This is a genomic window from Bradyrhizobium sp. URHC0002 (assembly GCF_054059515.1).
Genome location: NZ_JBSSCF010000001.1, coordinates 4557156 through 4580498, shown reverse-complemented (window position 1 = coordinate 4580498; position 23343 = coordinate 4557156). Strand labels below are relative to the sequence as shown.

Below are 23343 nucleotides of genomic sequence, written 5' to 3'. Positions count from 1 at the left end.
TCACACCCGCTTCGCCATTTTGGGATCGAGCGTATCGCGCAAGCCATCGCCGAGAACGTTGACGGCAAGGATCGTGAGCGCAAGGCAGACGCCGGGATAGATGATGTTGTGCGGATACAGGCTGAACACCTGCCGGCCCTCGGCCATGATGTTGCCCCAGGTCGGTATCTCCGGCGGCACGCCGATGCCGAGGAACGACAGGATGGCTTCGACCAGAATGGCCGAGGCGCAAATGAAGGTGCCCTGCACGATCATGGGCGCGATCGTGTTCGGCAGCACATGCCGCCACAACAATTTCGGAACCGAGGTGCCGAGCGTGACCGCGGCCTCGACATAGGGCTCCTCGCGCACGCTGAGCACGATCGAGCGCACCAGCCGGACGACGCCGGGAATCTGGGGAACGGTGATGGCGATGATGACGGTCAGCACGCTGGAACGGAACAGCGACACCATGGCAATCGCCAGCAGGATCGCCGGAATAGCCATCAACCCATCCATGATCCGCATGATCACGGCATCCAGAATGCGGAAGAAGCCGGCCAATAGCCCGATGAACAGGCCGACGGCAACGCTGATCAGCGCGACCGTAACGCCGACCAGCAGCGAGACGCGTGCGCCATAGATCACGCGGCTGTAGACGTCGCGCCCGAGCCCGTCGGTGCCAAAGGCCGCAACCATGCGAATGCGCTCGCCGGTATCAGTGCGCATCGAAAATTCCGTGCCGGGAACCTTGTTGCGCGCGACCGGGTTGATCGCGATCGGGTCGACGGTGCCAAGCCAGGGCGCGAGCAGTCCCATCAACAGGACAATCGCGATCACTGTGCCGCCGAACAGGACAGCCGGATTGCGCAGCAAGCCGCGCAGCGCTGCGTTCGGTTTGACCGGCGCTGGCGCGATCGGGGTATCGAGGATCACGTCAGCCATCAGTAGCGAATCCTTGGATCGAGCACCGTGTAGATCATGTCGACGGCCAGGTTGATCATAACATAGACAACCGAGAACAGCAGGACCACCGCCTGGATCGTTGGATAGTCGCGTGCCAGCACCGCATCGACCGTCAACCGGCCGAGGCCGGGAATCGTGAACACGCTTTCGGTGACGATGACGCCGCCAATCAAGAGCGCGACGCTGAGCCCGATCACCGTGACGATCGGGACCGCCGCGTTTCGCAGGGCGTGACGGAACAGCACCTTGCGCTCGCTTTGTCCCTTCGCCCTCGCCGTGCGGATGTAGTCTTCGGACAGCACCTCAAGCAGGCTGGTGCGCGTCATGCGCGCAATCAGCGCGACAAAAATGACCGACAGCGTCAGCGAAGGCAGTACCAGCCCTCGCAGCCATCCGCCTATCCCTTCCGCAATCCGTTGATAGCCCTGCACCGGCAGCCAGCCCAGCCAGACCGCGAACAGGTAGATAAGGAGATAGGCAACGACAAACGACGGCATCGAAAACCCGAGCACCGAAAAGCCCATCACGGTGCGATCGATCCAGGAGCCCTGCCGGTGCGCCGCCAGCACGCCGAGCGGAACCGCAATCAGCACCGCGAGCACCATCGTGAGCGCGGCCAACGACAGCGTCGGTTCGATCCGCTCGCCGATCAGCGCGGCGACCGTTTTCTTGAAGAAGAAGCTTTCGCCGAAATCACCTGTCAGCACCCTGCCCGACCAGATGAAGAACTGCTGCATCATCGGCTTGTCGAGGCCGAGCTGGCTGCGGATCTGCGCTACCTGTTCGGCGTTGGCATTGTCGCCGGCGATGATCGCAGCCGGGTCCGACGGCGTCAGGCGAAGCATGAGAAAGATAAACACCGCAACGATCAGCAGCACAGGAATGGTGCTGAGCAGCCGCCGCAGGAGATAGCCATACAAAGACATGATCAACTCGACCCTGGAACGGCGCGGGCGGAGAAAGCTTCCCCGCCCGCGCCGCTCAACTCACTTGGTGATTTCGATGTTCCAGAACACCGGCACCGGCGCGATAAGGAAGCCCTTGACGTTCTTGCGCATGGCCACCGGCGTTACATATTCGCCGACCGGGATCTCGGGCGTCATCTCGATGCTGCGTACCTGCACGGCCTCGGCGATCGCCTTCTGCTTGGCCGGATCCGACTCGCGTGCAAAATCGTCGCGCAGCTTTTCGAGCTGGGCATCGCAGGGCCAGCCGAACAGCGCCTTTTCGCAGGACGAGTTGAGATAGGCGGTCGAGACCGGGTTCATCACGTCGGCGGCGACCCAGGCGGTCAGGAACGCGCTCCAGCCGCCGGCGTCGGGCGCATCCTTCTTGGCGCGGCGTGCGACCAACGTCTGCCAATCCATCGACTGCATGTCGACCTTGAAGCCGGCCTTCTCCATCAGGGATTTCGCCACCGGCGCAAGGTTGGTCAGCACCTTCAGATCGGTGGAATGCATCAGCACGACGGGGGTGCCGTCGTAACCGGCTTCCTTCAACAACTCCTGCGCCTTCTTGGCGTTGGAGGTGAGAAGTCCGTCCATTCCCTTGGTCGACGCAAACGGCGTGTCACAGATGAACAGCGCCTTGCACTCCTTGATATATTGCTCATCACCGATGGTCGCCATCAGGAAGTCTTCCTGGTTGAAGGCGTACCAGAGCGCCTGGCGAATTTTCGGATTGTCGAACGGCTTGTGGAGATGGTTGGGACGGAAGACGTATTGCGCCTTCAGCGGCGGCGAGATGATGACCGAGACATTCGGGTCCTTCTTCAGCGGCCCCAACAAATCGTGGCTCGGCTGCTCGACGAAATCGATTTCGCCCTTGGACAGCGCATTGACGGCCTGCTGCGCATCGGAGATCGCGCGCCATTCAACGCGATCGACCTTGACGACCTTGCCGCCAGCCATGCCGGACGCCGGCTCACTGCGTGGCTTGTACTTGTCGAATTTGACGTAGACGGTCTTGTCGCCCGGCCTCCATTCGTCCTTCTTGAATACGAAGGGCCCGGATCCGGTGAAATCCTCGATCTGCTTGCTGGGGTCGGTTTCGGCGACGCGCTTGGGCATCATGAACGGCACGTTCGACGAGGGCTTCGAGAGGCCCAGCAGCACGAGACCTGTCGGTTCCTTGAGCTTGATGCTGAAAGTCCTGGCGTCGACAGCGGTCATCGAGTCGACGAACGTCATCATCTTCTGGCCGAGGGAGTCCTTCGCGGCCCAGCGCTTGATCGAGGCGATGCAGTCTTCCGACGTGACCGGCTGGCCATCATGCCACTCCAGGCCGTCGCGCAGCGTAAAGGTGTAGCCCTTGCCGTCAGCCGCAGCTTCGTACTTCTCCACCATCTGCGGCTTGATCTCGCCCTTTTCATCCTGCGCCAGCAGCGTGTCGTAGATCATGTAACCATGGTTGCGGACGATGTAGGCCGTGGTCCAGATCGGATCCAGGATCTTCAGATCCGAGTGCATGACGGCGCGCAACGTGGTCTGTGCAAGCGCAGGCGCTTCCATGGCCACGAGGCTGCCGACACAAGTCGCAGCAAGAATTGCTTTTCTGAACACGTTCATTCCTTCGTCTCCGTTGTCGTCTTAACGCCCGAACGCCTATTGTTCAGGCCCCTGCCCAATTTCTCACCGGACTATAGGGTCGATATTCAGCTTCACAACACCCTTTTGACCCCGACGACACTGGTGACGCCGGCGCTCTGGCAGAAATCAGGACAGCCCTTCGGACAGGTCTTTATCGAGGCCGGCTTACGCACGCCGCTGGATGGATTGCAGTCCAGGTTCAGCTCCGCCAACGCGCCTCCTCAAAAACCTACAATCAAGAATGATGCCAGAATTACCGTTGCCCCTGCTTCGCACCGGGAAGGTCCGAACGCGCCATGTTTTCCCTTTACAAATTCGCCGCCGCTCCCTCTCGTAAAGGGCCCACACCGAAACCTCAAACATTCCGGCCTAACCGGGAGGACCCATCATGAATCCTGCCAACCTTCCCTTTGATACCGAGTCCATGCTGCAGGGTTTGCGGGCCTGGGTGGAATGCGAAAGCCCCACCTGGGATGCGCGTGCGGTCGATCGCATGCTCGATCTTGCGGCGCGCGAAATGGCCATCATGGGTGCGACCATCGAACGCATCACCGGACGGCAGGGTTTTGCCGGCTGCGTCCGCGCGCGCTTCCCCCACCCGAAGCAGGGTGAGCCTGGTATTCTGATCGCGGGCCATCTCGATACCGTCCATCCCGTCGGCACGCTGGAAAAGCTGGCGTGGCGGCGCGAAGGCAACAAATGCTACGGCCCGGGCATCTTCGACATGAAGGGTGGCAACTACCTCACCCTCGAAGCCATCCGGCAACTGGCCCGCGCCGCGTTCGCGACGCCGCTGCCGATCACCGTGCTGTTCACGCCGGACGAAGAGGTCGGCACACCGTCGACCCGCGACATCATCGAGGCCGAAGCCGCCCGCAACAAATATGTGCTGGTACCGGAGCCGGGCCGCGCCAACAACGGCGTGGTCACCGGGCGATACGCCATTGCTCGCTTCAATCTCGAAGCCATCGGCAAGCCGAGCCATGCCGGCGCCACGCTCTCATCGGGCCGTTCCGCGATCCGCGAGATGGCACGCCAGATTATCACTATCGACGGCATGACGACTGAAGATTGCACTTTCTCGGTCGGCATCGTGCATGGCGGCCAATGGGTCAATTGCGTTGCCACCACCTGTACCGGCGAGGCGCTCAGCATGGCCAAACGACAGGCCGACCTCGACCGCGGCGTCGAACGGATGCTCGCGCTTTCCGGGAGCAGCAATGACGTCACGTTCAAGGTCACCCGTGGTGTGACCCGGCCGGTGTGGGAACCCGATGCCGGCACGATGGCGCTTTACGAACACGCGCGCAGCGTGGCCAGGCAAATGGGCGTCGAGCTCCCGCATGGCAGCGCCGGCGGTGGCTCCGACGGCAATTTTACCGGCGCGATGGGCATCCCCACCCTTGATGGCTTGGGTGTTCGTGGCGCCGACGCTCATACGCTCAACGAGCATATCGAAGTCGACAGCCTTGCCGAGCGTGGCCGTTTGATGGCGGGTTTGCTGGCGACGCTGACGTGAGCCATGCGCCGCAAGGTGCGACTTGGATTGCTTCCGCCTTCGCTCGTTGAGCCGCGGCGGACAAGTCGCTCCCTTGCGCAAACGCTTCGCGTTTGTCGCAGGCAAGGACGGTGGGGCGGCATGCAAAACGGGATTGCTCCACGGCTTGCGCTTGCCACGATGACGCGCTTAACGTCCTCCCAACGAAAAGCATTGGCCGAGAGACTTGATGACCCGCATCGCCGTTGGCGCCTTTCTGCACGAGACCAACACCTTCGCGCCGACCAGGGCGACATACGACGATTTCGTCCATGGCGGCGGCTGGCCGTCGATGGCGCATGGCGCCGATGTCCTCAAGGTCATGCGCAACATCAATGTCGGCCTTGCCGGCTTCGTCGAGGCGGCCGAAGCCAATGGCTGGGAGTTGAAGCCTACGATCTCGGCGGCCGCCAGCCCATCGGCGCATGTCACCAAGGATGCCTTCGAACGCGTCATGAAGGAGATCGTCGACGGCATCGCTGCGGCCGGACCGATCGACGCCGTCTATCTCGACCTGCACGGCGCGATGGTGACCGAGCACTACGACGACGGCGAAGGCGAAACGCTTGCCCGCGTGCGCAAGGTGATCGGCAAAGACCTGCCGCTGGTCGTGAGCCTCGACCTCCATGCCAACGTCTCGCCCGAGATGATGCAGCATGCGGATGCGCTCATTGCCTACCGCACCTACCCCCACATCGACATGGCCGATACCGGCCGCGCCTGTGCAAGACACCTCGCGCTGATGCTGAAGACGAAGGCGCGGTTTGCAAAGGCGTTCCGGCAACTGCCGTTCCTGATTCCGATCTCCTGGCAATGCACCAACGACCAGCCGACCAAGGGCATCTATCAAAAGCTTGCGGCGCTCGAGAGCGACGCGGTGCCGACGCTCTCTTTTGCGCCGGGCTTTCCGGCCGCCGATTTCCGGGATTGCGGGCCGAGCGTGTTTGCCTACGGCCGGACGCAGGCCGATGCCGATGCCGCAGCCGACAAACTGGTGGCGCTGGTCGAGAGCCACGAGGACGATTTCGACGGCCGCATCTATTCGCCCGATGACGGCGTGCGCCTCGCGATGGAGCTCGCGAAATCGGCGACCAGGCCGATCATCATCGCCGACACCCAGGACAATCCCGGCGCCGGCGGCGATTCCGACACCACGGGCATGCTGCGCGCGCTGGTGCGTAACAAGGCGTCCGGTGCCGCCACCGGCGTGATCTACGATCCGCAATCGGCCAGTGCCGCGCATGCAGCCGGCGTCGGCGCCACGGTCACGCTGGATCTCGGCGGCAAGTCCGGCATCTCAGGCGACGCGCCATACAAGGAAACCTTCGTCGTCGAAAAACTGTCCGACGGCAAATTCGTGGCGACCGGCCCCTATTACGGCGGACGCGACATGGATATGGGACTGTCGGCATGCCTGCGCATCGGTGATGTCAGAGTGGTCGTCGGCTCCTACAAGGCGCAGCTCGCGGACCAGTCGATGTACCGCTATGTCGGCATCGAGCCGACCGAACAGAAAATCCTGGTCAACAAGAGCTCGGTGCATTTCCGCGCCGATTTCGAGCCGATCGCTGAAAAGCTTTTGATCTGCGCCGCGCCCGGCGCGATGCCGGCCGATACGGCGGCACTGCCCTGGACGCGGCTGCGTCCGGGCATCCGCATCAAGCCGAACGGCCCTGCCTTCACCCCATCCGCTCCATCTCGCTCAACATCTCCAGTCACGGGATAACAGACATGCCGACCATCGACCGCATCGACGGCTATGCCGAAGAACTCACCGCCATCAGACGCGATCTGCATGCCCATCCCGAGATCGGCTTCGAGGAAGTGCGCACTTCCGGCATCGTCGCGGAGAAGCTGAAGGGATGGGGCATCGAGGTGCATCGCGGCCTCGGCGGCACCGGCGTTATCGGCGTGCTCAAGGGCAAGGGCAGCGGCGGCAAGCGCATCGGCCTGCGCGCCGACATGGACGCGCTGCCGATGGAGGAGAATACCAACCTGAAATGGCGCTCGACGATTCCCGGCCGCTTCCACGGCTGCGGCCATGACGGCCACACCACCATGCTGCTCGGCACCGCCCGCTATCTGGCCGAGACCAAAAATTTCGACGGCACCGTGCATTTCATCTTCCAGCCCGCCGAAGAGGGCCTGGGCGGCGCGCGCGCCATGATCAAGGACGGCCTGTTCGAGAAATTTCCCTGCGACGAAGTCTACGGCCTGCATAACGCGCCCGACCTGAACCACGGCGAGATCGCGATCCTGCCCGGGCCGGCGATGGCCGGCGCCGATTTCTTCGACATCAAGATCCAGGGCTACGGCGCGCATGGCGCGATGCCCGAACGTTCCAAGGACGCGGTGGTGATCGCGACGACGCTGGCGCAGGCCTTGCAGACCATCGTCAGCCGCAACGTCGATCCCTTGAAGGCAGCGGTGCTGTCGGTCACCCAGATTCACGCGGGCTCCGCCTATAATGTAATCCCCGGCGACGCAAAACTTTGCGGCACGGTGCGCGCGTTCGACGACGGCGTGCGCGCGCTGATCCGTGAACGCATGCGCGCGATCAGCGCCGGCATTGCCGCGACCTTCCAATGCGAAATATCCGTCGACATCCGCGACGGTTTCAGCGTGCTGGTCAACGAGGAAGAACAGTCCAGGGTGGTCGAAGAGGTCGCGAAGACGATCGTCGATCCCGCCAACGTCCTAACGCGTTCGACGCCGAAGATGGGCAGCGAGGATTTCGCCGACATGATGCAGGTGGTGCCCGGCGCCTATTTCTGGATCGGCCATGACGGCTCGGTGCCGGTGCATAATCCGGGCTATTTCCTCGACGACAAGATCCTGCCGATCGGCGCCAGCATGTTCGCCCGCATCATCGAAACCCGTCTCCCGGTAGGTTCGCATGCATAAACCAGTCGCCGAAGAAGAGATCACCTCGCTGCATGACCTTTCCGCGACAGACCTGATCGCCGGCTATCGCGCCAAGCAGTTCTCGCCATCGGAAGTGCTGGAGGAAGTGATTGAGCATGTCGCGGCGTGGGAGCCGCACATCAAGGCGCTCTATCTGTTCGATCCCGACAGCGCGCGCGCTGCCGCAAAGGTCTCGACCGATCGCTGGCAGCGGGGCGAGCCCGCAGGCACGCTCGACGGCATTCCGGTCACCATCAAGGACAATATCGCCACCAAGGGCCAGCCGATCCCGCTGGGTGCCGCCAGCGTCAAGCTCATACCGGCGGAGAAAGATGCGCCGCCAGCCGCGCGGTTGCGTGAGTCCGGCGCCATCATCTTCGCCAAGACCACGATGCCGGACTACGGCATGCTGTCGTCGGGCCTTTCCAGTTTCCATCCCCTCACCCGCAATCCCTGGGACCTCAGCAAAAATCCCGGCGGCTCCTCCTCTGGCGCGGGCGCGGCGGGCGCTGCCGGTTACGGCCCGTTGCATCTCGGCACCGACATCGGCGGCTCGGTGCGGCTACCGGCCTCGTGGTGCGGCCTGGTCGCGCTGAAGCCGAGTTTTGGACGCGTTCCGTACGATCCGCCCTATGTCGGCCGCGTCGCCGGTCCGATGACCCGCACCGTCGACGATGCGGCGCTGATGATGTGCGTATTGTCGAAGCCGGACCGCCGCGACGGCATGAGCCTGCCCGCCGACAGCAGCATTCACTGGAAGACACTCGACAAGTCGCCGCGCAAGCTGCGCATCGGCCTGATGCTCGATGCCGGTGCAGGCCAGGCGCTCGAAAGCGACGTGCGAAACGTTGCCGTCAAAGCCGCCAAGGCGTTCGAGTCCGCCGGCGCCGTCGTCACCGAGGTCGATGGCATCCTGACGCGCGAGATGCTCGATGGGATCGACAATTTCTTTCGGGCGCGGATGTGGGACGATCTCTCAAAACTGTCGCCCGAGGAACGCGGCAAGGTGCTGCCCTACATCCACAAATGGGCGGAAGCCGGCGCAAGGCTCTCCGGCGTCGACGTCATCAGAGGCTTCAACGCCACCATGGCGATCCGCGCCGCGGCGGCAAAGCTGTTCTGCGACCTTGACTACGTGATCTCGCCGGTGTCGCCGGTGGTGAACTTCCCGGCCGAATTCGCCGCACCGATCAACGACCCCGACAAGCCGTTCGAGCACATCGGCTTTACCGTGCCGTGGAATATGTCCGAAAATCCCGCGATCTCGCTCAATGGCGGTTACGACACGAAGGGTTTCCCGATCGGCGTGCAGATCGTCGGCCGCCGCTTCGATGATCTCGGCGTGCTTGGCATGGCCAAGGCGTTCGAAGGCCTGCGCGGCCCGCAGCGACCGTGGCCCTCGCCGCCGAAGAAGTAGCGATAGAGCCGTCATGGCCGGGCTTGACCCGGCCATCCACGTCTTCTTTTCTTTCAGACGAAAGAACGTGGATGCCCGGCACATCTGGCGCGAAGACTCGCTTCGCGCTTTTGCCCGGGCATGACGGCGTCTTGAATTCGTCGGCACAAACAAACATCAGGAAGGAAACAGACCCCATGGCGTATGAGACCATCAAGTACGAGGTCGACGATCAGATCCTCACCATCACGCTGAACCGGCCTGACAAGCTCAACGCCTTCAACGGCGCCATGCAGCAGGAACTGATCGACGCCTTCGACGCCGCCGACAAGGACGACAATGTCCGCGCCATCATCGTGACCGGCGCGGGGCGTGGGTTCTGCGCCGGCGCCGATCTCTCCTCCGGCGCCAACACGTTTGACCGCGACGCGCGGCGCGGGCCGGTGAAGCGGCTCGCCAGCGGCGCGGTCGACTACAGCGATCAGCAAGTGCGCGACGGCGGCGGCCAGGTGACGCTGCGCATCTTCAAATGCCTGAAGCCGGTGATCGCAGCAGTCAACGGGCCGGCCGTCGGCATCGGCGTCACCATGCAGCTCGCAATGGACATCCGCATTGCCTCCGAAGCTGCACGCTTCGGCTTCGTGTTCTCCCAGCGTGGCATCGTGCCCGAGGCCGCGTCGAGCTGGTTCCTGCCGCGGATCGTCGGCATCTCGCAGGCGCTGGAGTGGTGCTATTCGGGCCGAGTGTTCCCGGCGCAGGAAGCGCTGGCCGGCCGCCTCGTCAGCAAGGTGGTGCCGCCGGACGATTTGCTGCCGACAGCGCGTGCGTTGGCAAAAGAATTTGCCGCCAAGACCGCGCCGGTATCGGTGGCGCTGATCCGGCAGATGATGTGGCGCATGATGGGCGCCGACGATCCGATGGAAGCCCACAAGGTCGACAGCCGCGGCATCTACGCCCGCGGGCGAAGCGACGACGTCAAGGAAGGCGTGGTGTCGTTCCTTGAAAAGCGCCCGGCCGAATTCAAGAACAAGGTTTCGGCAGACATGCCCGATTATTTCCCGTGGTGGCAGGAGCGCGAGTATAAGTGAGCGGCCGGCCCGCATCGGCCAACGCGACGCAAGACGGCGTCGTCCTGCTGCATGGCATCAGCAGGACGGCGCGGTCGTTTCGCAAAATGCAGACGGCGCTGGAAGGCAGTGGCTTCGCCACCCTCAACCAGGACTATGCGAGCCGCCGCAAGGCGCTGGAAGCGCTGGCGGAGGACATCCATCCCACCATCCAGCGTTTTGCCGATGGCATCGATGGCTCCGTCCATTTTGTCGGCCATTCCATGGGCGGGCTACTGGCGCGGGTCTACATTGCCAGATATCAGCCAAAACGCCTGGGCCGCGTCGTCATGCTCGGCACGCCGAACAGCGGCAGCGAAATCGCGGATCGCCTGAAGAATTTTGGAGCCTACCGCGCCTTTTTTGGACCGGCCGGACAGCAGCTCGGCACCCAGCGCAGCGCGGTGGACGATGCAATGCTGCCACCGGTCAACTATCCCGTCGGCATCATCGCCGGAAACCGGTCGATCGATCCAGTAGCCGGAACGATGCTGCCGAAGCCGCATGACGGGCGGGTGTCGATTGCGAATACCAAGCTCGAGGGCATGGCGGATCACGTCGTGGTCGCGGCGTCGCATCCGTGGCTGGTGCGGAATGCTGTTGCGGTCGAACAGACGATTGCGTTTTTGCGGGATGGTAGATTTAACCCCTCCGACGTTATCACCCGCGAAGGCGGGTGATCCAGTATTCGAGAGACGTTTGTATTCGAACGGAAAGGCCGCGGCGTACTGGATGCCCCGCGTTCGCGGGGCATAATGGAGACTATCCCATCACCAGCGCCACCCGGCCGATCGCCTTGCGCTCGATCAACAGCCGCATCGCCTTGGCGTAATCTTCCAGCGGCAACCGATGTGAGACGTTGGGTCGGATCTTTCCGGCCTCCGCCCATTCCGTCAACGCCTTGATCCTGACCTCTCCGAGCGCGGGATTTTTTCGCACCGCTTCGCCGGCGCGGACGCCGAGCACGCTGGCGCCCTTGATCATCAGAAGATTCGTCTTCGCAAGCCCGATGCCGCCGGTGAATCCGATGACCAGCAGCCGTGCGCCCCACTTGATGCAGCGCATCGAATTCTCGAACACCTCGCCGCCGACGGGATCGAACACCACGTCCGCGCCCTGCCCGTCGGTGATGCGCTTGACGGCATCCCGGAACGGCTCGCGGTCATAGCGGATGAGATGATCGGCCCCCCTCGCTTTCGCAATCGCAAGCTTCTCGTCGCTCGAAGCGGTTGCGATCACGGTGGCGCCCAGCATCTTGCCGATCTCGACGGCGGCAAGCCCAACGCCGCCGCCGGCACCGTGCACCAGCAGCACTTCCCCCGGTTGAAGCCGGCCGCGGTCGATCAACGCGTGATAGGCGGTGCCGTGACCGGCCAGAAACGTCGCGCCCTCCGCATAGTCGAACGTCGACGGCAATTTTACGAGCTGTGACGATGTGGCGACGGCTTCATCGGAATAGGCGCCGTGCCGCATCTTGACGATCACGCGATCACCGACGGTGACGCCCTCGGCTGCGTTGACCTCGACGACATCACCGGCGGCTTCCACGCCCGGCGTAAACGGCAGCGGCGGCTTGAGCTGGTACTCGCCCGCTGCCATCAAGATATCGGGGAAATTGATCCCGGCAGCGCGAATGGCGACGCGCACCTGCCCGGGCGCCAAGGGTGCTGCGTCGAACGTTTCCAGGCGCAGGCGCTCGGGTGGGCCGAGCTCGCGGCAGACGACGGCCTTCGGCATCAGGCGGCCCGCGCTTTCAGGCGCTGCAGCGCTTCGCGGATCAGCGGCATCCGGTCATTGCCGAAATACATGTCGGTCTTGTCGACATAGATCGTCGGCGAACCAAAACCGCCGCGCGCCATCACCTCGTCGGTATTGGCCTTGAGCTGGTCCTTGATCGCCTGCTGGCCGATGCCCTCGAAAAATTTGACGTGATCGACGCCGGCCTTCTTGCAGACCTCCGTCAACACCGAATCCTGCGAGATGTCCTTGTCGCCACCCCAATAAGTCTCGAATACAGCGGTGGCGAACGGCACCATGTCCTGACCAAGCCAGATGCAGCCGCGCATCGCTTTCACGCTGTTCACCGGAAACACCGTCGGCGGCATCTTGATCGCAAGGCCAGCGGAGCGCGCCCAGTCGGCGAGATCCTTCTTCATGTAGCGCGCCTTCAACGGCACCGGCGTCTCGCGCTGGGCATAGACGCTCGGATTGACGGTGTTGAAGATGCCGCCGACCAGGATCGGCCGCCAGCTGATCTCGACGCCGAGCTCCTTTGCCAGTGGCTGGATGTTGTGGAAGGCGAGATAGGTCCAGGGACTGGAGCAGTCGAAGAAGAATTCGATCATGGGGTTTTTCCGTTTTGTTGTTGGATCCTCATCCTGAGAAGCGCGCAGCGCGTCTCGAAGGATGAAGGCCCGTCTGTGGCCTCATGGTTCGAGACGGCGCTGACGCGCCTCCTCACCATGAAGGATTAGCGTCTCATCTCCTTCGCTTTCTGCCCGAACATATTCCGCCGCGCCTCCTCGTCGAACGGCTCCTTGACGAACTTGCCGATCGCGAGCCCGGCCTGCACCTGCGGCCGCGCGCGCACCTCCGCGTACCAGCGTTTGACGTTCGGATAATCGTCGAGCGTAAAGCCCTGCGCCTTGTGGGTCATCGTCCAAGGAAAGCAGGCGATGTCGGCGATCGAGTAATCGCCGGCGACATACGCGCCGGTCTTCTCCAGTTGGGTATCGAGCACGCGGTAGAGCCGCGCCGCCTCGTCGCGGTAGCGCTCGATCGCGTAAGGGATTTTTTCGGCCGCATAGAGCGCGAAATGGCCGTGCTGGCCGAGCATGGGCCCCAGCCCACTCATCTGCCACATCAGCCATTCCATGGCGCGGGAGCGGGCCCTCATTTCCTTCGGCAGGAAGCGCCCGGTCTTGTCGGCGAGATAGATCAGGATCGCCCCGGTCTCGAACACGGAGACCGGTTCGCCGCCATCGGCCGGCGCATGGTCGATGATGGCTGGAATGCGGTTATTGGGGCTGATCGCCAGAAATTCCGGCCTGAACTGCTCGCCGGCGCGGATGTTGACCGGAATGACCTGATAGGGAAGCCCGAGTTCCTCCAGCATGATCGAGATTTTCCAGCCGTTGGGCGTCGGCGCGTAGTGCAGGTCGATCATGGCTCCCCTTACCTCCCCCTTCCTTGCACCCCAGCCGGGATTTTGCTTGAAGACGCGCTTCGCGCTTTTGGGCGACTTTTGTTGTTCTGTACCTCGATCATAAGACATGGCAGACAGGCGCTCAATCAGAACTGACGGGAGGCTCCCATGCTGTTTCCAACCACGATCGCAGGCTCGTTGCCGAAGCCGGAATGGCTAGCCGAGCCGAACACGCTCTGGGCGCCCTGGAAATCGAAAGGCGACGAGCTCGCCCGCGCCAAGCGCGACGCCACCATGCTGGCCGTGAAGTTGCAGGAGGATGCCGGCGTCGACATCGTCACCGAGGGCGAGCAGGCCCGCCAGCATTTCGTCCACGGCTTCCTGGAGAAGGTCGAGGGCATCGATTTCGCCCACAAGGTCGAAATGGGCATCCGCAAAGACCGCTACAAGGCAATGGTGCCGCAGGTGATCGCGCCGCTGACACTCAAGGGCCGCGTCCATGCCGATGAAGCCCGTGTCGCCCGCACCCACACCACCCGCAAGCTGAAATTCACCCTGCCGGGCCCGATGACGATCGCCGACACCGTCGCGGACAAATATTACGGCGACAAGGTCAAGATGGCGTTCGCCTTCGCCGAGCTGCTCAACAACGAGGCCAAGGCGCTGCAGGCCGACGGCGTCGACGTGATCCAGTTCGACGAGCCCGCCTTCAACGTCTTCATGGACGAAGTCTCCGACTGGGGCATCAAGGCGCTCGAGCGCGCCGCCGAAGGCCTGACCTGCACCACCGCCGTCCACATCTGCTATGGCTACGGCATCAAGGCCAATACCGATTGGAAGCAGACGCTGGGCAGCGAGTGGCGGCAGTACGAGGATATTTTCCCGGCGATCGCCAAGAGCCCGATCCAGCAGATTGCGATCGAATGCCGCAATTCGAAGGTGCCATTGGATTTGCTGGCGCTGCTCCCCGGCAAGGTCGTCCAGGCCGGCGTGATCGACGTCGCCAGCGACACCGTGGAGACGGCGGAGGATGTCGTGAAGGTGATCGAGGCGGTGTCGAAATTCGTGCCGAAGAGCAACATCGTCGCTACGACGAATTGCGGCATGGCGCCGATGCGGCGGGATATCGCGGAGGCAAAACTCGCGGCGCTGGGTGCGGGCGCGAAGCTGGCGCGGCAGAAGTTGGGTTAGTTCCGTCATTGCGAGCCAACGGGTCGCGCGAATGCGCGCCCGATGACAGGCTCCGCGAAGCAATCCATACGAGCAGGAGGTATGGATTGCTTCGTCGCTTCGCTCCCTTGCGCAAACGCTTTGCGTTTGTCGCAGGCAATGACGAGCCCCTACCCGACAGCGCTCGGATGCAGCACCGACCTATAGCCCGCGCCCAACGCGCGCAGCGTTGATGGCGGTGTCAGCAGCATCGCACCGTCGAGTGCGGCCTCTGCCTTTTGATAACCGGCCATCGACCATTGCAGCACCCGGCCCTGCAGGATCAGAAAACTTTCCTCGCCCTGCTGCACCATCGCGCCATCAGGCAATTGCGCGACCGGGACCGGCAACGGATGCAGCCGCTTCTTGCCGCGCTCCAACCGTTCACTGTGCAACACGCTGTCCATCTCCCGCGCGCGGATGTCCGTAACGCCATTGCCGTTCTCCCAGGCCGCACGAAACCGCTTGGCGTCGTCACGGCGGCAGAAGAAACAGGGACGATGCCCGGCCGCGAACGCGGTCGCCTCGTCGAGAAAGAACAACTCGGTCCAGCTCCGCCCGCCCATCACCTTGCGCCGCCAGCCCCTGAACTCGCAGACACAGGTGATCCACGCCGGGCTCGACCAGCGTTTCTTCAGCAAGGTCTTGGTCGCGGGATCGTGGATGATGCCGCGATTGCCGGTGAACAGACCGCGATGGGCGATGGCGATGATGTCGCCGGTGGGCGTGACGCGGTTTTGAAGGGGCATAGGTAACTCGATGCCTCACCCCGTCATTGCGAGCGAAGCGAAGCAATCCATACTTCGGCACAACGGATGGATGGATTGCTTCGTCGCTTCGCTCCTCGCAATGACGGTCAGGCCACGCCCCGCCGTCACGGACGGAGCGGCGGCTGGAACGACAGCGCAGTATCCCAGGGAAAGTGGATCCAGGTATCCTGCGACACTTCGGTGATGAAGGTATCGACCAGCGGCTTGCCCTGCGGCTTGGCGTAGACGGCCGCGAAATGCGCGTCCGGCATCATCGAACGCACCAGCCGCCCGGTCTTGCCGGTGTCGACAAGGTCGTCGACGATCAACAGTCCCTTGCCGGTCCCGCCGCCGAGCTTTGCCACTTCGGCCGAAACGCCCTTGAGCGCCTTCAGGTCGCCCTGCCTTGTGTGGTCGTAGCTGGCAATGCACACGGTATCGATGATGCGAATGCCGAGTTCGCGCGCCACGATGGCCGCCGGCACCAGCCCACCACGGGTAATCGCGATGATGGCATGAAACGGCCCGACCTCGTTGAGCCGCCAGGTCAGCGCCCGGCAATCCCGGTGAAACTGGTCCCAGGAGACCGGAAAGGCTTTTTCCGGCGGCGGAATGTTTTTTTCGCGCTCCGTCACGAACGCGCTCCAGAATAATCGATCACTTTTGTCTCCCGTATTGCGAACTTCGAAACCGGATCACGCGCGTGGCTATCTCGGGATGTTCGCCAGCATCTCCTTCACCGCGGTCATCGCGGCGTTGAGCTTTTCCGGATCGCGCGAGCGGACGACGAGGTTGGTGTTCGGCTTCTTGTCATCGTCCATGAACGGATAGCTGCCGATGATGGTGTCGGGATGGGCGTTGGCGATCTCGCGCAGCGGCCCGCCGATATCGCCTTCCCGCGCATTGGCGCGGACCGAATCCGAGAGCATCCGTACGCCCGACTTCAGCTTGGGCGCGACGATGTCCATCATCGCCTGCATGATCGAGGGGATGCCGGCCATCACGATGACGTTGCCGAGCTTGAAGCCGGGCGCCAGGATGGTCGCGCTCTGGATCAGTTCGGCGCCGTCGGGGACGCGTGCCATGCGCAGCCGCGCCTCGTTCAGATCCTGTTCGGTCCAGCGCTCGCGGAAACGCGCCACCACCTCGGGGTGGTGGTCGATCCCGACACCGAACGCTTTCGCAACACTGTCGGCGGTGATGTCATCATGGGTCGGCCCGATGCCACCGGTCGTGAAGACGTAGTTGTAGCGATGCCGCAGTGCATCAAGGGCTGAGATGATGTCGGCCTCGTCGTCGGCGACGACGCGGACCTCCTTGAGGTCGATCCCGATATTGGTCAGGTATTCGGCGATGAAGCCGATGTTCTTGTCCTTGGTCCGGCCGGACAGGATCTCGTCGCCAATGACCAGAATACCCGCCGTGACGATCTCGCTCATGACTTCTCCCCACCTATCCCCGCACCTTGCGCAAGCAACGCATTGAAGTCACGGGGGTTTGCTGCCGAAATAAGCACCCGGCAGCCTTTTTTTAGGGCAGCGCGGCCGGCTAGCCACACGAAATGCCGCTTGCCAATCCATATCGCGCTGGCCCGAGCCTTGCTACCATCCCGTGAAGTCATGCACTGTGCCGCATGGCGTCGAAAGATAGTCAGGATTTATGGCAGTTGCCTTCGATGAAATGAACGTGCCCGGCGGCGACCTCCGCCCGGCCTACCGGGAGCTCTCCCGCTGGCTGAAGGAGACGCCTCCGGACGCCCTGGAATATCGCCGCCAGGAGGCGGAACTGCTATTCCGCCGGATTGGCATCACCTTCGCCGTCTATGGCGACGCCGAAGCCCAGGAACGGCTGATCCCCTTCGACGTGATCCCACGAATCATGTCAGCCAGAGAATGGGCCACGCTGGAAAAGGGCCTGAAGCAGCGGGTCCGTGCGCTCAACATGTTCCTGCGCGACATCTATCACGGCCGCGACATCCTGCGCGCCAACATCATTCCCGACGATCTGATCTTCCAGAACCCGGTGTTCCGGCCCGAGATGAACGGCCAGAGCGTGCCGCACGACGTCTATGTGCACATCGCCGGGATCGACATCGTCCGGGTCGACGCCGACAATTTCATCGTGCTGGAGGACAATGCGCGGACGCCCTCGGGCGTGTCCTACATGCTGGAAAACCGCGAAATCATGATGCGGCTGTTTCCGGACCTCTTCGCCCGCCACCGCGTTGCACCCGTGGAACGCTATCCCGACGAATTGCTCTCAGCGTTGCGCTCGGTGGCGCCGCTCTCGGCTTCGGCGGAGCCCACGGTCGCCCTGATGACGCCCGGCGTCTACAATTCCGCCTATTACGAGCACTCCTTCCTCGCCGACAAATTGGGGATCGAGCTGGTCGAGGGCCGCGACCTCATCGTCAAGAACGACGAAGTGTTCATGCGCACCACCGAGGGGCTGAAGCGCGTCGACGTGATCTACCGCCGCGTCGATGATGATTTCCTCGACCCCCTCACCTTCCGCCCGGACTCGGCGCTCGGCGTGCCCGGGCTGATGTCAGCCTATGCGGCCGGCAACGTCACGCTGGCGAACGCGGTCGGCACCGGGATTGCCGACGACAAGGCGATTTATTCCTACATGCCCGAGGTCGTAAAATTCTATCTCGGGGAAGAACCGATCCTGAAGAACGTGCCGACCTGGCGCTGCCGCGAGCCGAAGGATCTGGCCTACGTACTCGACAATCTTGGCGACCTTGTCGTGAAGGAAGTCCACGGTTCCGGCGGCTACGGCATGCTGATCGGCCCCGCCGCGACCAAGGCGACGATCGAGGCGTTCCGCGACAAGCTCAAGCGCGAGCCCGAGGGCTTTATCGCCCAGCCGACGCTGGCGCTGTCGACCTGCCCGACCTGCACCGCCTCCGGCCTCGCCCCACGCCATGTCGACCTCAGGCCGTTCGTGCTGACGGGAAGCAAGCACGTCACCATCGTGCCGGGCGGATTGACGCGGGTGGCGCTGAAGGAAGGCTCGCTGGTGGTCAATTCGAGCCAGGGCGGCGGCACCAAGGACACCTGGATACTGGACGAATAGAGAGCGAAATTTCCGTATGCTGTCGCGCACTGCCGAAAACCTGTACTGGCTGGCCCGCTATGTCGAGCGCGCCGAATATATCGCGCGCACCATCGACGCCACCCTGCGCGTCACCGCGCTCCCCGCCGCCTATATCGGCAAGACCAATGAATGGGAATCGGCGCTGCTGACCGCCGGCGTCAGCGCGAGTTTTTACGAGGCCTATCAGGAGGCCAACGAGCAGAACGTCGTCGAGTATCTGGCGTTCTCGCCGTCCAATCCGTCCTCGATCAAGAACTGCATCGAGGCGGCGCGGCTCAATTCGCGCTCGGTGCGAACCGCGCTGACATCGGAGATGTGGGACACCATCAACTCCGCCTGGATCGAATTACAGGAGGTCTGGGGCAAAGGCACCTCCAGCCGCGAGGAACTGGCGAAATTCCTGCGCTTCGTGCAGGAAACTTCGCTGCGGTTCGACGGTTCCGCTTACCGGACCATGCTGCGCAACGACGCCTACTGGTTCTCGCGCCTCGGGCTGCACCTGGAGCGCGCCGACAACACCGCCCGCATTCTCGACGTGAAGTATCACGTGCTGCTGCCGGAGGAGGAACATGTCGGCGGCCCCCTGGACTACTACCAGTGGACCTCGATCCTGCGCTCGGTGTCGGCGCTCACGGCCTATCACTGGGTTTACCGCGAGACGCTGAAACCCTGGCTGATCGCCGACCTTTTGATCCTGAACGACACGCTGCCGCGCTCGCTGGCAAGCTGCTACAGCAATCTGGTGCGCAACCTCGACCAGATCGGCGTTGCCTACGGCCGCCAGGGCGCCTCCCAGCGCCACGCCCGCGGCGTCCGCAACCGGCTTGAACACAGCCATATGGACGATATCTTCCAGCACGGCGTCCATGAATTCATCCAGGAATTCATTTCGGATAACGCGCGGCTAGGTGAGATCATCACCAAGCAGTATTTGATTTGATGCATTCCCCGTCCTGGCCGGGCTTGACCCGGCCATCCACGTCTTGCTTTGAATGGGTAAATTAAAGACGTGGATGCCCGGGACATCTAGCGCGAGGACGCGCTTCGCGCTACTGCCCGGGCATGACGATCCGAACCGGGTTCCGCCATGCGCCTGCGAATTGCCCATACTACGAGCTATCGCTACGAGCCCCCGGCCTCGGGGGTGATCCAGATTCTGCGCATGACGCCCGGCAGCCATGACGGGCAATATGTCGCCGAATGGCAGATCGACGTCTCCACGGACTCCCGCCTCGACATGCACCAGGACGCGTTCGGCAACGTCACGCATGTGCTCACCCACGGCCCGATCGCCGACCTCACCATTAGTGTCGAGGGCCTGATCGAGACCCACGACACCGGCGGCGTGCTGCGCGGCACCGACGAGCGGTTTCCGGCAAGCCTGTTCCTGCGCCAGACCGCGCTCACCGAAGTCAATCCGGCGATGGCGACGTTTGCCCGCGAGATGCGCTCGGAATCCGACGGCGACGTGCTCGGCTTCCTGCATGCGCTGATGGTGCAGATCAACGAGCACATGACGTTCGACGAGGACCCTACCAATTCAGGCACGTCGGCGGCGGAAGCTTTTGCGCTCAAGCGCGGCGTCTGCCAGGACTACGCCCACATCTTCATCGCCTGCGCGCGCTCGGGCGGCGTTCCCGCGCGCTTCGTCTCCGGACACTTCCTGCGCTCCGACGGCACCGTGCACCAGCAGGCCGGCCACGCATGGGCGGAAGCCTACGTGCCTGACCTCGGCTGGGTCGGCTTCGATGCCGCCAATGGCCTCTGCACCACCGACGCCCACGCCCGCGTCGCCATCGGTCTCGACTACCTCGGCGCGGCGCCGGTGCGCGGCACCCGCTATGGCGGCGGCGCGGAAACGCTGACGGTCGCAGTCAAGGTGGAACAAGCCGGCCGCCCCGGCCAGTGGCAGAGCCAGTCGCAGTAGGCCGCGCAATCGCCTCCTGCCGTCATTGCGTGCGCAAACGGTTCGCGTTCGTCGCAGGCGGGTGAGGCGCTCCCCAATCCCAGTGGAACATCGAGCAGGCTTCTCGTATCGCGCGAGGAAATTCTCGCACGCATTTGCACGACAACTCGAAAAATAGCAGCGAACACGGGTCGCAATACCAGATTGCATTTATTGAATAGCTCTAGTTTCGAGCGATTCAAACGCGCCGTCGCTCGACGCATGCTTCGCTGCAACATAAGGACTCCGCAACGCGAGCGTCGCGTGAAGCGAGAAGAAATCTCCCGCGCAGTCGCTCCGGGTGGGGCACTGACATGGAATGCACGGCACACGACCTGACGCGTCGTGTTATCTCTCCTTCGCGACCAAACTTACTCTGCAGTTCTGCAGGCATGCTGGCGCTCGGCGCCCTCCTCGCCGCCGGCTCTCCGGCGAACGCGCAGACCACCACGCAATCTTCGGCGTTGCCGGCGGTGACAGTCGACGCGCCCAAGCCGAGCGCGCAACGCGCCGCGCCGCAGCGCAGGATGGCTTCGCGGAGCGGAGAGCCGTCGCGCCGCGCCCGGCAGGCCGCCAATCCTGCAGCGCAAGCGCCGGCAAAACCCGCCATGGTATCGACTGCGGAACGCGTCAGCGCCGGCACCAACGGCTTTGTCGCAAGCCGCGCCTCGGGCGCCACCAAGACCGACGCGCCGATCATGTCGACGCCGGGTTCGGTTGCCGTCATTACCCGCGAAGAAATGGACGTGCGGCGCACGCAAAGCATCCGCGACCTCATGCGCTACGCGCCTGGCGTCTATTTCAGCAACGACAGCGATTTCCGCTTCCAGCCGTTGAAGGCGCGCGGCTTCGACATAGAGCAATATCTCGACGGACTGCGCCTGCAGGGCGCCCCTTTTGGCATTGCGCGCATCGATCCCTGGTTCCTCGACCGTGCCGAGATCATCACCGGCCCAGCGTCCGTGCTCTACGGCGCTGCCTCGCCGGGCGGCATCCTCAACATGGTAAGCAAGCGTCCGACCGAAACTCCTTTCGGCGAGGTCTCGCTGCAAACCGGCTCGTTCGACCGCATCCAGGGCGCGTTCGACGTCGGCGGCCCCGTCGACAAGGACAAGAAGCTGCTCTACCGCGTCACCGGCCTCGGCCTCAACGCCAACACCCAGGTCGACCATATCGGCGAGGAGAGATTCGCTATCGCGCCGGCCTGGACCTGGCGTCCGGATATCGACACCACCATCACCTTCCTGACCAGCTACCGGCAGGACCCGAAGGGCGGAGCTTTCATGCTGTTGCCGATCCAGGGCACGCTGGTGCCCGGCACCTACGGCCAAATTCCAAGGAATTTCTTTGGCGGCGATCTCAACTATGAGAGCCTGAAATACAAGCAGGCGACCCTCGGCTACGAATTCGAGCACCGTTTCGACGACGTCTTCACGGTGCGCCAGAACGTACGTTATTTGCACGACGAACTCAATTACGTCGAGGTGCAGCCGAGCGTCTTCAAGACGACGGGCGCCGGCCCCACCCTTCGACTGGAAGATGGCCGCACCATCACCCGGAACTACTTCTCCACCAACGAGAACCTCAACACCTTCGCCGCCGACAACCAACTCCAGGCCAAGTTCAACATGGGGCCGCTGCAGCACACGGTGCTCGCCGGATTCGACTATCAGCGGTTCGACTTCAACAATTTCGCCCGCTTCGCTGCCACCAACACGCTCGACATCCTTGCACCGAACTACACCCAGAACATCCTGGTCCCCACCGCGATATTCCAGAACCTGGATCAGCACTTGCAGCAGCGCGGCCTCTATGTCCAGGACGAGGCCAAGCTCGGGCGGCTGACGGTGCTGGGCGGCGTCCGCTACGATTGGGCCGAGGGCAGCACGCTGGCCCAGAACCTCGGCACACCGCCCGTTCGGAACAACGACGAGAAGCCGACCGGCCGCATAGGTGCGATCTACAATTTCGACAACGGGATCGCGCCCTATGTCAGCTATTCGACTTCGTTCCAACCGACCCGCATCGGCACACTGCTCAATGGGCAGCCCTTCAGGCCGACCACCGGCGAGCAGGTCGAAGGCGGCGTGAAGTACCAGCCGCCGGGCACCAACCTGATGTTCACGGCGGCGGTCTACGATCTCAAGCAGCAGAACGTGCCGACCACGATTAGCGGCCCTGGCATTCCGCCCAACACCACCGCACAGGTTGGCGAGGTTACATCGCGCGGTTTTGAGGGGTCGGTGGTCGGAAGCCCCCTGCCGGGCCTGAGCCTGCGCGGGCAGTATTCCTATCTCGACAACCGCATCACCGGCGCTCAGGACGTCAATTTCGGCAAGGTGCTCGCCAATACGCCGATGCATACAGCCTCGCTATGGGCCAACTACCTTGTGCAGAGCGGACCTGCGAATGGTTTCGGCTTCGGTGGCGGCGTACGCTATGTCCACGACATGTACACGACCGACGCCAACAACCTGACCGTTCCTACCATTGTGCCCGGCAGCTTCATGCTGGCCAACAGGATCCCGTCGAGCACGACCTTCGACGCGGCGCTCTCCTACGATTTCGGGATGCGATACAAGGAATGGAAGGGACTGAGCGCAGCACTCAACGTCAACAACGTATTCGACAGCGCTTATGTCTCGCTCTGCACCGGCGGCGGCTGCCGCTGGGCGCTGGGACGCACGGTGCTGGCAACGGCGAGCTACCGATGGTGAGCG

At 63.2% G+C, this 23343-nt stretch carries 20 protein-coding genes; 11 read left to right on the top strand and 9 right to left on the bottom strand.

The window, feature by feature from the left end:
* The 3 genes from ACVWVY_RS22175 to ACVWVY_RS22165 form a co-directional block, all read right to left on the bottom strand.
* On the bottom strand, positions 1–924 hold the full coding sequence (locus tag ACVWVY_RS22175; RefSeq protein ID WP_456628380.1) for an ABC transporter permease: 924 nt from the start codon (positions 922–924) through the stop codon (positions 1–3).
* Positions 924–1865 carry an ABC transporter permease gene (locus ACVWVY_RS22170; protein WP_456632282.1) on the bottom strand — a complete coding sequence of 314 codons (942 nt, stop codon included), beginning with the start codon at positions 1863–1865 and terminating at the stop codon, positions 924–926. The genes ACVWVY_RS22175 and ACVWVY_RS22170 overlap by 1 nt, the downstream gene beginning before the upstream one ends.
* A gap of 66 nt (positions 1866–1931) precedes the next feature.
* Positions 1932–3512 (bottom strand): ABC transporter substrate-binding protein, encoded by a 1581-nt coding sequence (locus ACVWVY_RS22165; RefSeq protein ID WP_456628379.1) that lies wholly within the window; start codon positions 3510–3512, stop codon positions 1932–1934.
* 409 nt (positions 3513–3921) lie between these two features.
* On the opposite strand from ACVWVY_RS22165, the gene ACVWVY_RS22160 reads away from it, so the two are divergent.
* The 6 genes from ACVWVY_RS22160 to ACVWVY_RS22135 all read left to right on the top strand — a co-directional run bounded on the left by ACVWVY_RS22160 (position 3922) and on the right by ACVWVY_RS22135 (position 11156).
* The gene (locus ACVWVY_RS22160) at positions 3922–5052 is read left to right on the top strand and encodes a M20/M25/M40 family metallo-hydrolase (RefSeq protein ID WP_456628378.1); all 1131 of its coding nucleotides are present in this window, start codon (positions 3922–3924) and stop codon (positions 5050–5052) included.
* Positions 5053–5260: 208 nt separating this feature from the next.
* The gene (locus ACVWVY_RS22155; RefSeq protein WP_456628377.1) at positions 5261–6796 is read left to right on the top strand and encodes a M81 family metallopeptidase; all 1536 of its coding nucleotides are present in this window, start codon (positions 5261–5263) and stop codon (positions 6794–6796) included.
* Between the two features lie 5 nt (positions 6797–6801).
* Positions 6802–7974: a M20 aminoacylase family protein gene (locus ACVWVY_RS22150; protein ID WP_456628376.1), complete on the top strand. Its 1173-nt coding sequence runs from the start codon at positions 6802–6804 to the stop codon at positions 7972–7974.
* On the top strand, positions 7967–9391 hold the full coding sequence (locus ACVWVY_RS22145) for an amidase (protein WP_456628375.1): 1425 nt from the start codon (positions 7967–7969) through the stop codon (positions 9389–9391). Before ACVWVY_RS22150 ends, ACVWVY_RS22145 begins: the two co-directional genes overlap by 8 nt.
* A gap of 176 nt (positions 9392–9567) precedes the next feature.
* On the top strand, positions 9568–10458 hold the full coding sequence (locus ACVWVY_RS22140) for a crotonase/enoyl-CoA hydratase family protein (RefSeq protein WP_456628374.1): 891 nt from the start codon (positions 9568–9570) through the stop codon (positions 10456–10458).
* Entirely contained in the window at positions 10455–11156 is a 702-nt protein-coding gene (locus tag ACVWVY_RS22135) for an esterase/lipase family protein (RefSeq protein WP_456628373.1), read from the top strand. Before ACVWVY_RS22140 ends, ACVWVY_RS22135 begins: the two co-directional genes overlap by 4 nt.
* 82 nt (positions 11157–11238) lie before the next feature.
* On the opposite strand, the gene ACVWVY_RS22130 is transcribed toward ACVWVY_RS22135, so the two are convergent.
* The 3 genes from ACVWVY_RS22130 to ACVWVY_RS22120 form a co-directional block, all read right to left on the bottom strand.
* Positions 11239–12213 (bottom strand): NADPH:quinone oxidoreductase family protein, encoded by a 975-nt coding sequence (locus ACVWVY_RS22130; protein WP_456628372.1) that lies wholly within the window; start codon positions 12211–12213, stop codon positions 11239–11241.
* Positions 12213–12821, bottom strand: coding sequence for a DsbA family protein (locus ACVWVY_RS22125; protein ID WP_456628371.1), 609 nt, complete (start codon positions 12819–12821; stop codon positions 12213–12215). Before ACVWVY_RS22125 ends, ACVWVY_RS22130 begins: the two co-directional genes overlap by 1 nt.
* Positions 12822–12946: 125 nt before the next feature.
* Complete coding sequence (locus ACVWVY_RS22120; RefSeq protein WP_456628370.1) at positions 12947–13642, bottom strand: glutathione binding-like protein; 696 nt, start codon at positions 13640–13642, stop codon at positions 12947–12949.
* A 147-nt stretch (positions 13643–13789) separates the two neighbouring features.
* Here ACVWVY_RS22120 and ACVWVY_RS22115 point away from each other — a divergent pair, with 147 nt between their 5' ends.
* The gene (locus ACVWVY_RS22115) at positions 13790–14812 is read left to right on the top strand and encodes a methionine synthase (RefSeq protein WP_456628369.1); all 1023 of its coding nucleotides are present in this window, start codon (positions 13790–13792) and stop codon (positions 14810–14812) included.
* A 149-nt stretch (positions 14813–14961) separates the two neighbouring features.
* Here the strand turns inward: ACVWVY_RS22115 and ACVWVY_RS22110 are convergent, their stop codons facing one another.
* The 3 genes from ACVWVY_RS22110 to ACVWVY_RS22100 form a co-directional block, all read right to left on the bottom strand.
* Complete coding sequence (locus tag ACVWVY_RS22110) at positions 14962–15579, bottom strand: hypothetical protein (protein ID WP_456628368.1); 618 nt, start codon at positions 15577–15579, stop codon at positions 14962–14964.
* 125 nt (positions 15580–15704) lie between these two features.
* Positions 15705–16214: a xanthine phosphoribosyltransferase gene (gene gpt, locus ACVWVY_RS22105; protein WP_456628367.1), complete on the bottom strand. Its 510-nt coding sequence runs from the start codon at positions 16212–16214 to the stop codon at positions 15705–15707.
* A 72-nt stretch (positions 16215–16286) separates the two neighbouring features.
* On the bottom strand, positions 16287–17018 hold the full coding sequence (locus tag ACVWVY_RS22100; protein ID WP_456628366.1) for a competence/damage-inducible protein A: 732 nt from the start codon (positions 17016–17018) through the stop codon (positions 16287–16289).
* A gap of 220 nt (positions 17019–17238) precedes the next feature.
* Here ACVWVY_RS22100 and ACVWVY_RS22095 point away from each other — a divergent pair, with 220 nt between their 5' ends.
* The 4 genes from ACVWVY_RS22095 to ACVWVY_RS22080 all read left to right on the top strand — a co-directional run bounded on the left by ACVWVY_RS22095 (position 17239) and on the right by ACVWVY_RS22080 (position 23340).
* Positions 17239–18657 carry a circularly permuted type 2 ATP-grasp protein gene (locus ACVWVY_RS22095; RefSeq protein ID WP_456628365.1) on the top strand — a complete coding sequence of 473 codons (1419 nt, stop codon included), beginning with the start codon at positions 17239–17241 and terminating at the stop codon, positions 18655–18657.
* Between the two features lie 16 nt (positions 18658–18673).
* Positions 18674–19618, top strand: coding sequence for an alpha-E domain-containing protein (locus tag ACVWVY_RS22090; RefSeq protein ID WP_456628364.1), 945 nt, complete (start codon positions 18674–18676; stop codon positions 19616–19618).
* A gap of 147 nt (positions 19619–19765) precedes the next feature.
* Positions 19766–20605 carry a transglutaminase family protein gene (locus tag ACVWVY_RS22085; RefSeq protein WP_456628363.1) on the top strand — a complete coding sequence of 280 codons (840 nt, stop codon included), beginning with the start codon at positions 19766–19768 and terminating at the stop codon, positions 20603–20605.
* Between the two features lie 410 nt (positions 20606–21015).
* Entirely contained in the window at positions 21016–23340 is a 2325-nt protein-coding gene (locus tag ACVWVY_RS22080; RefSeq protein ID WP_456628362.1) for a TonB-dependent siderophore receptor, read from the top strand.
* Positions 23341–23343: the final 3 nt, after the last annotated feature.

Bases quoted from the DNA above. Each gene is read 5' to 3' on its own strand.
- ACVWVY_RS22175 (WP_456628380.1), bottom strand. From the start codon at position 924: ATGGCTGACGTGATCCTCGATACCCCGATCGCGCCAGCGCCGGTCAAA.
- ACVWVY_RS22165 (WP_456628379.1), bottom strand. From the start codon at position 3,512: ATGAACGTGTTCAGAAAAGCAATTCTTGCTGCGACTTGTGTCGGCAGC.
- ACVWVY_RS22160 (WP_456628378.1), top strand. From the start codon at position 3,922: ATGAATCCTGCCAACCTTCCCTTTGATACCGAGTCCATGCTGCAGGGT.
- ACVWVY_RS22155 (WP_456628377.1), top strand. From the start codon at position 5,261: ATGACCCGCATCGCCGTTGGCGCCTTTCTGCACGAGACCAACACCTTC.
- ACVWVY_RS22150 (WP_456628376.1), top strand. From the start codon at position 6,802: ATGCCGACCATCGACCGCATCGACGGCTATGCCGAAGAACTCACCGCC.
- ACVWVY_RS22145 (WP_456628375.1), top strand. From the start codon at position 7,967: ATGCATAAACCAGTCGCCGAAGAAGAGATCACCTCGCTGCATGACCTT.
- ACVWVY_RS22140 (WP_456628374.1), top strand. From the start codon at position 9,568: ATGGCGTATGAGACCATCAAGTACGAGGTCGACGATCAGATCCTCACC.
- ACVWVY_RS22130 (WP_456628372.1), bottom strand. From the start codon at position 12,213: ATGCCGAAGGCCGTCGTCTGCCGCGAGCTCGGCCCACCCGAGCGCCTG.
- ACVWVY_RS22125 (WP_456628371.1), bottom strand. From the start codon at position 12,821: ATGATCGAATTCTTCTTCGACTGCTCCAGTCCCTGGACCTATCTCGCC.
- ACVWVY_RS22120 (WP_456628370.1), bottom strand. From the start codon at position 13,642: ATGATCGACCTGCACTACGCGCCGACGCCCAACGGCTGGAAAATCTCG.
- ACVWVY_RS22115 (WP_456628369.1), top strand. From the start codon at position 13,790: ATGCTGTTTCCAACCACGATCGCAGGCTCGTTGCCGAAGCCGGAATGG.
- ACVWVY_RS22110 (WP_456628368.1), bottom strand. From the start codon at position 15,579: ATGCCCCTTCAAAACCGCGTCACGCCCACCGGCGACATCATCGCCATC.
- ACVWVY_RS22100 (WP_456628366.1), bottom strand. From the start codon at position 17,018: ATGAGCGAGATCGTCACGGCGGGTATTCTGGTCATTGGCGACGAGATC.
- ACVWVY_RS22095 (WP_456628365.1), top strand. From the start codon at position 17,239: ATGGCAGTTGCCTTCGATGAAATGAACGTGCCCGGCGGCGACCTCCGC.
- ACVWVY_RS22090 (WP_456628364.1), top strand. From the start codon at position 18,674: ATGCTGTCGCGCACTGCCGAAAACCTGTACTGGCTGGCCCGCTATGTC.
- ACVWVY_RS22085 (WP_456628363.1), top strand. From the start codon at position 19,766: ATGCGCCTGCGAATTGCCCATACTACGAGCTATCGCTACGAGCCCCCG.
- ACVWVY_RS22080 (WP_456628362.1), top strand. From the start codon at position 21,016: ATGCTGGCGCTCGGCGCCCTCCTCGCCGCCGGCTCTCCGGCGAACGCG.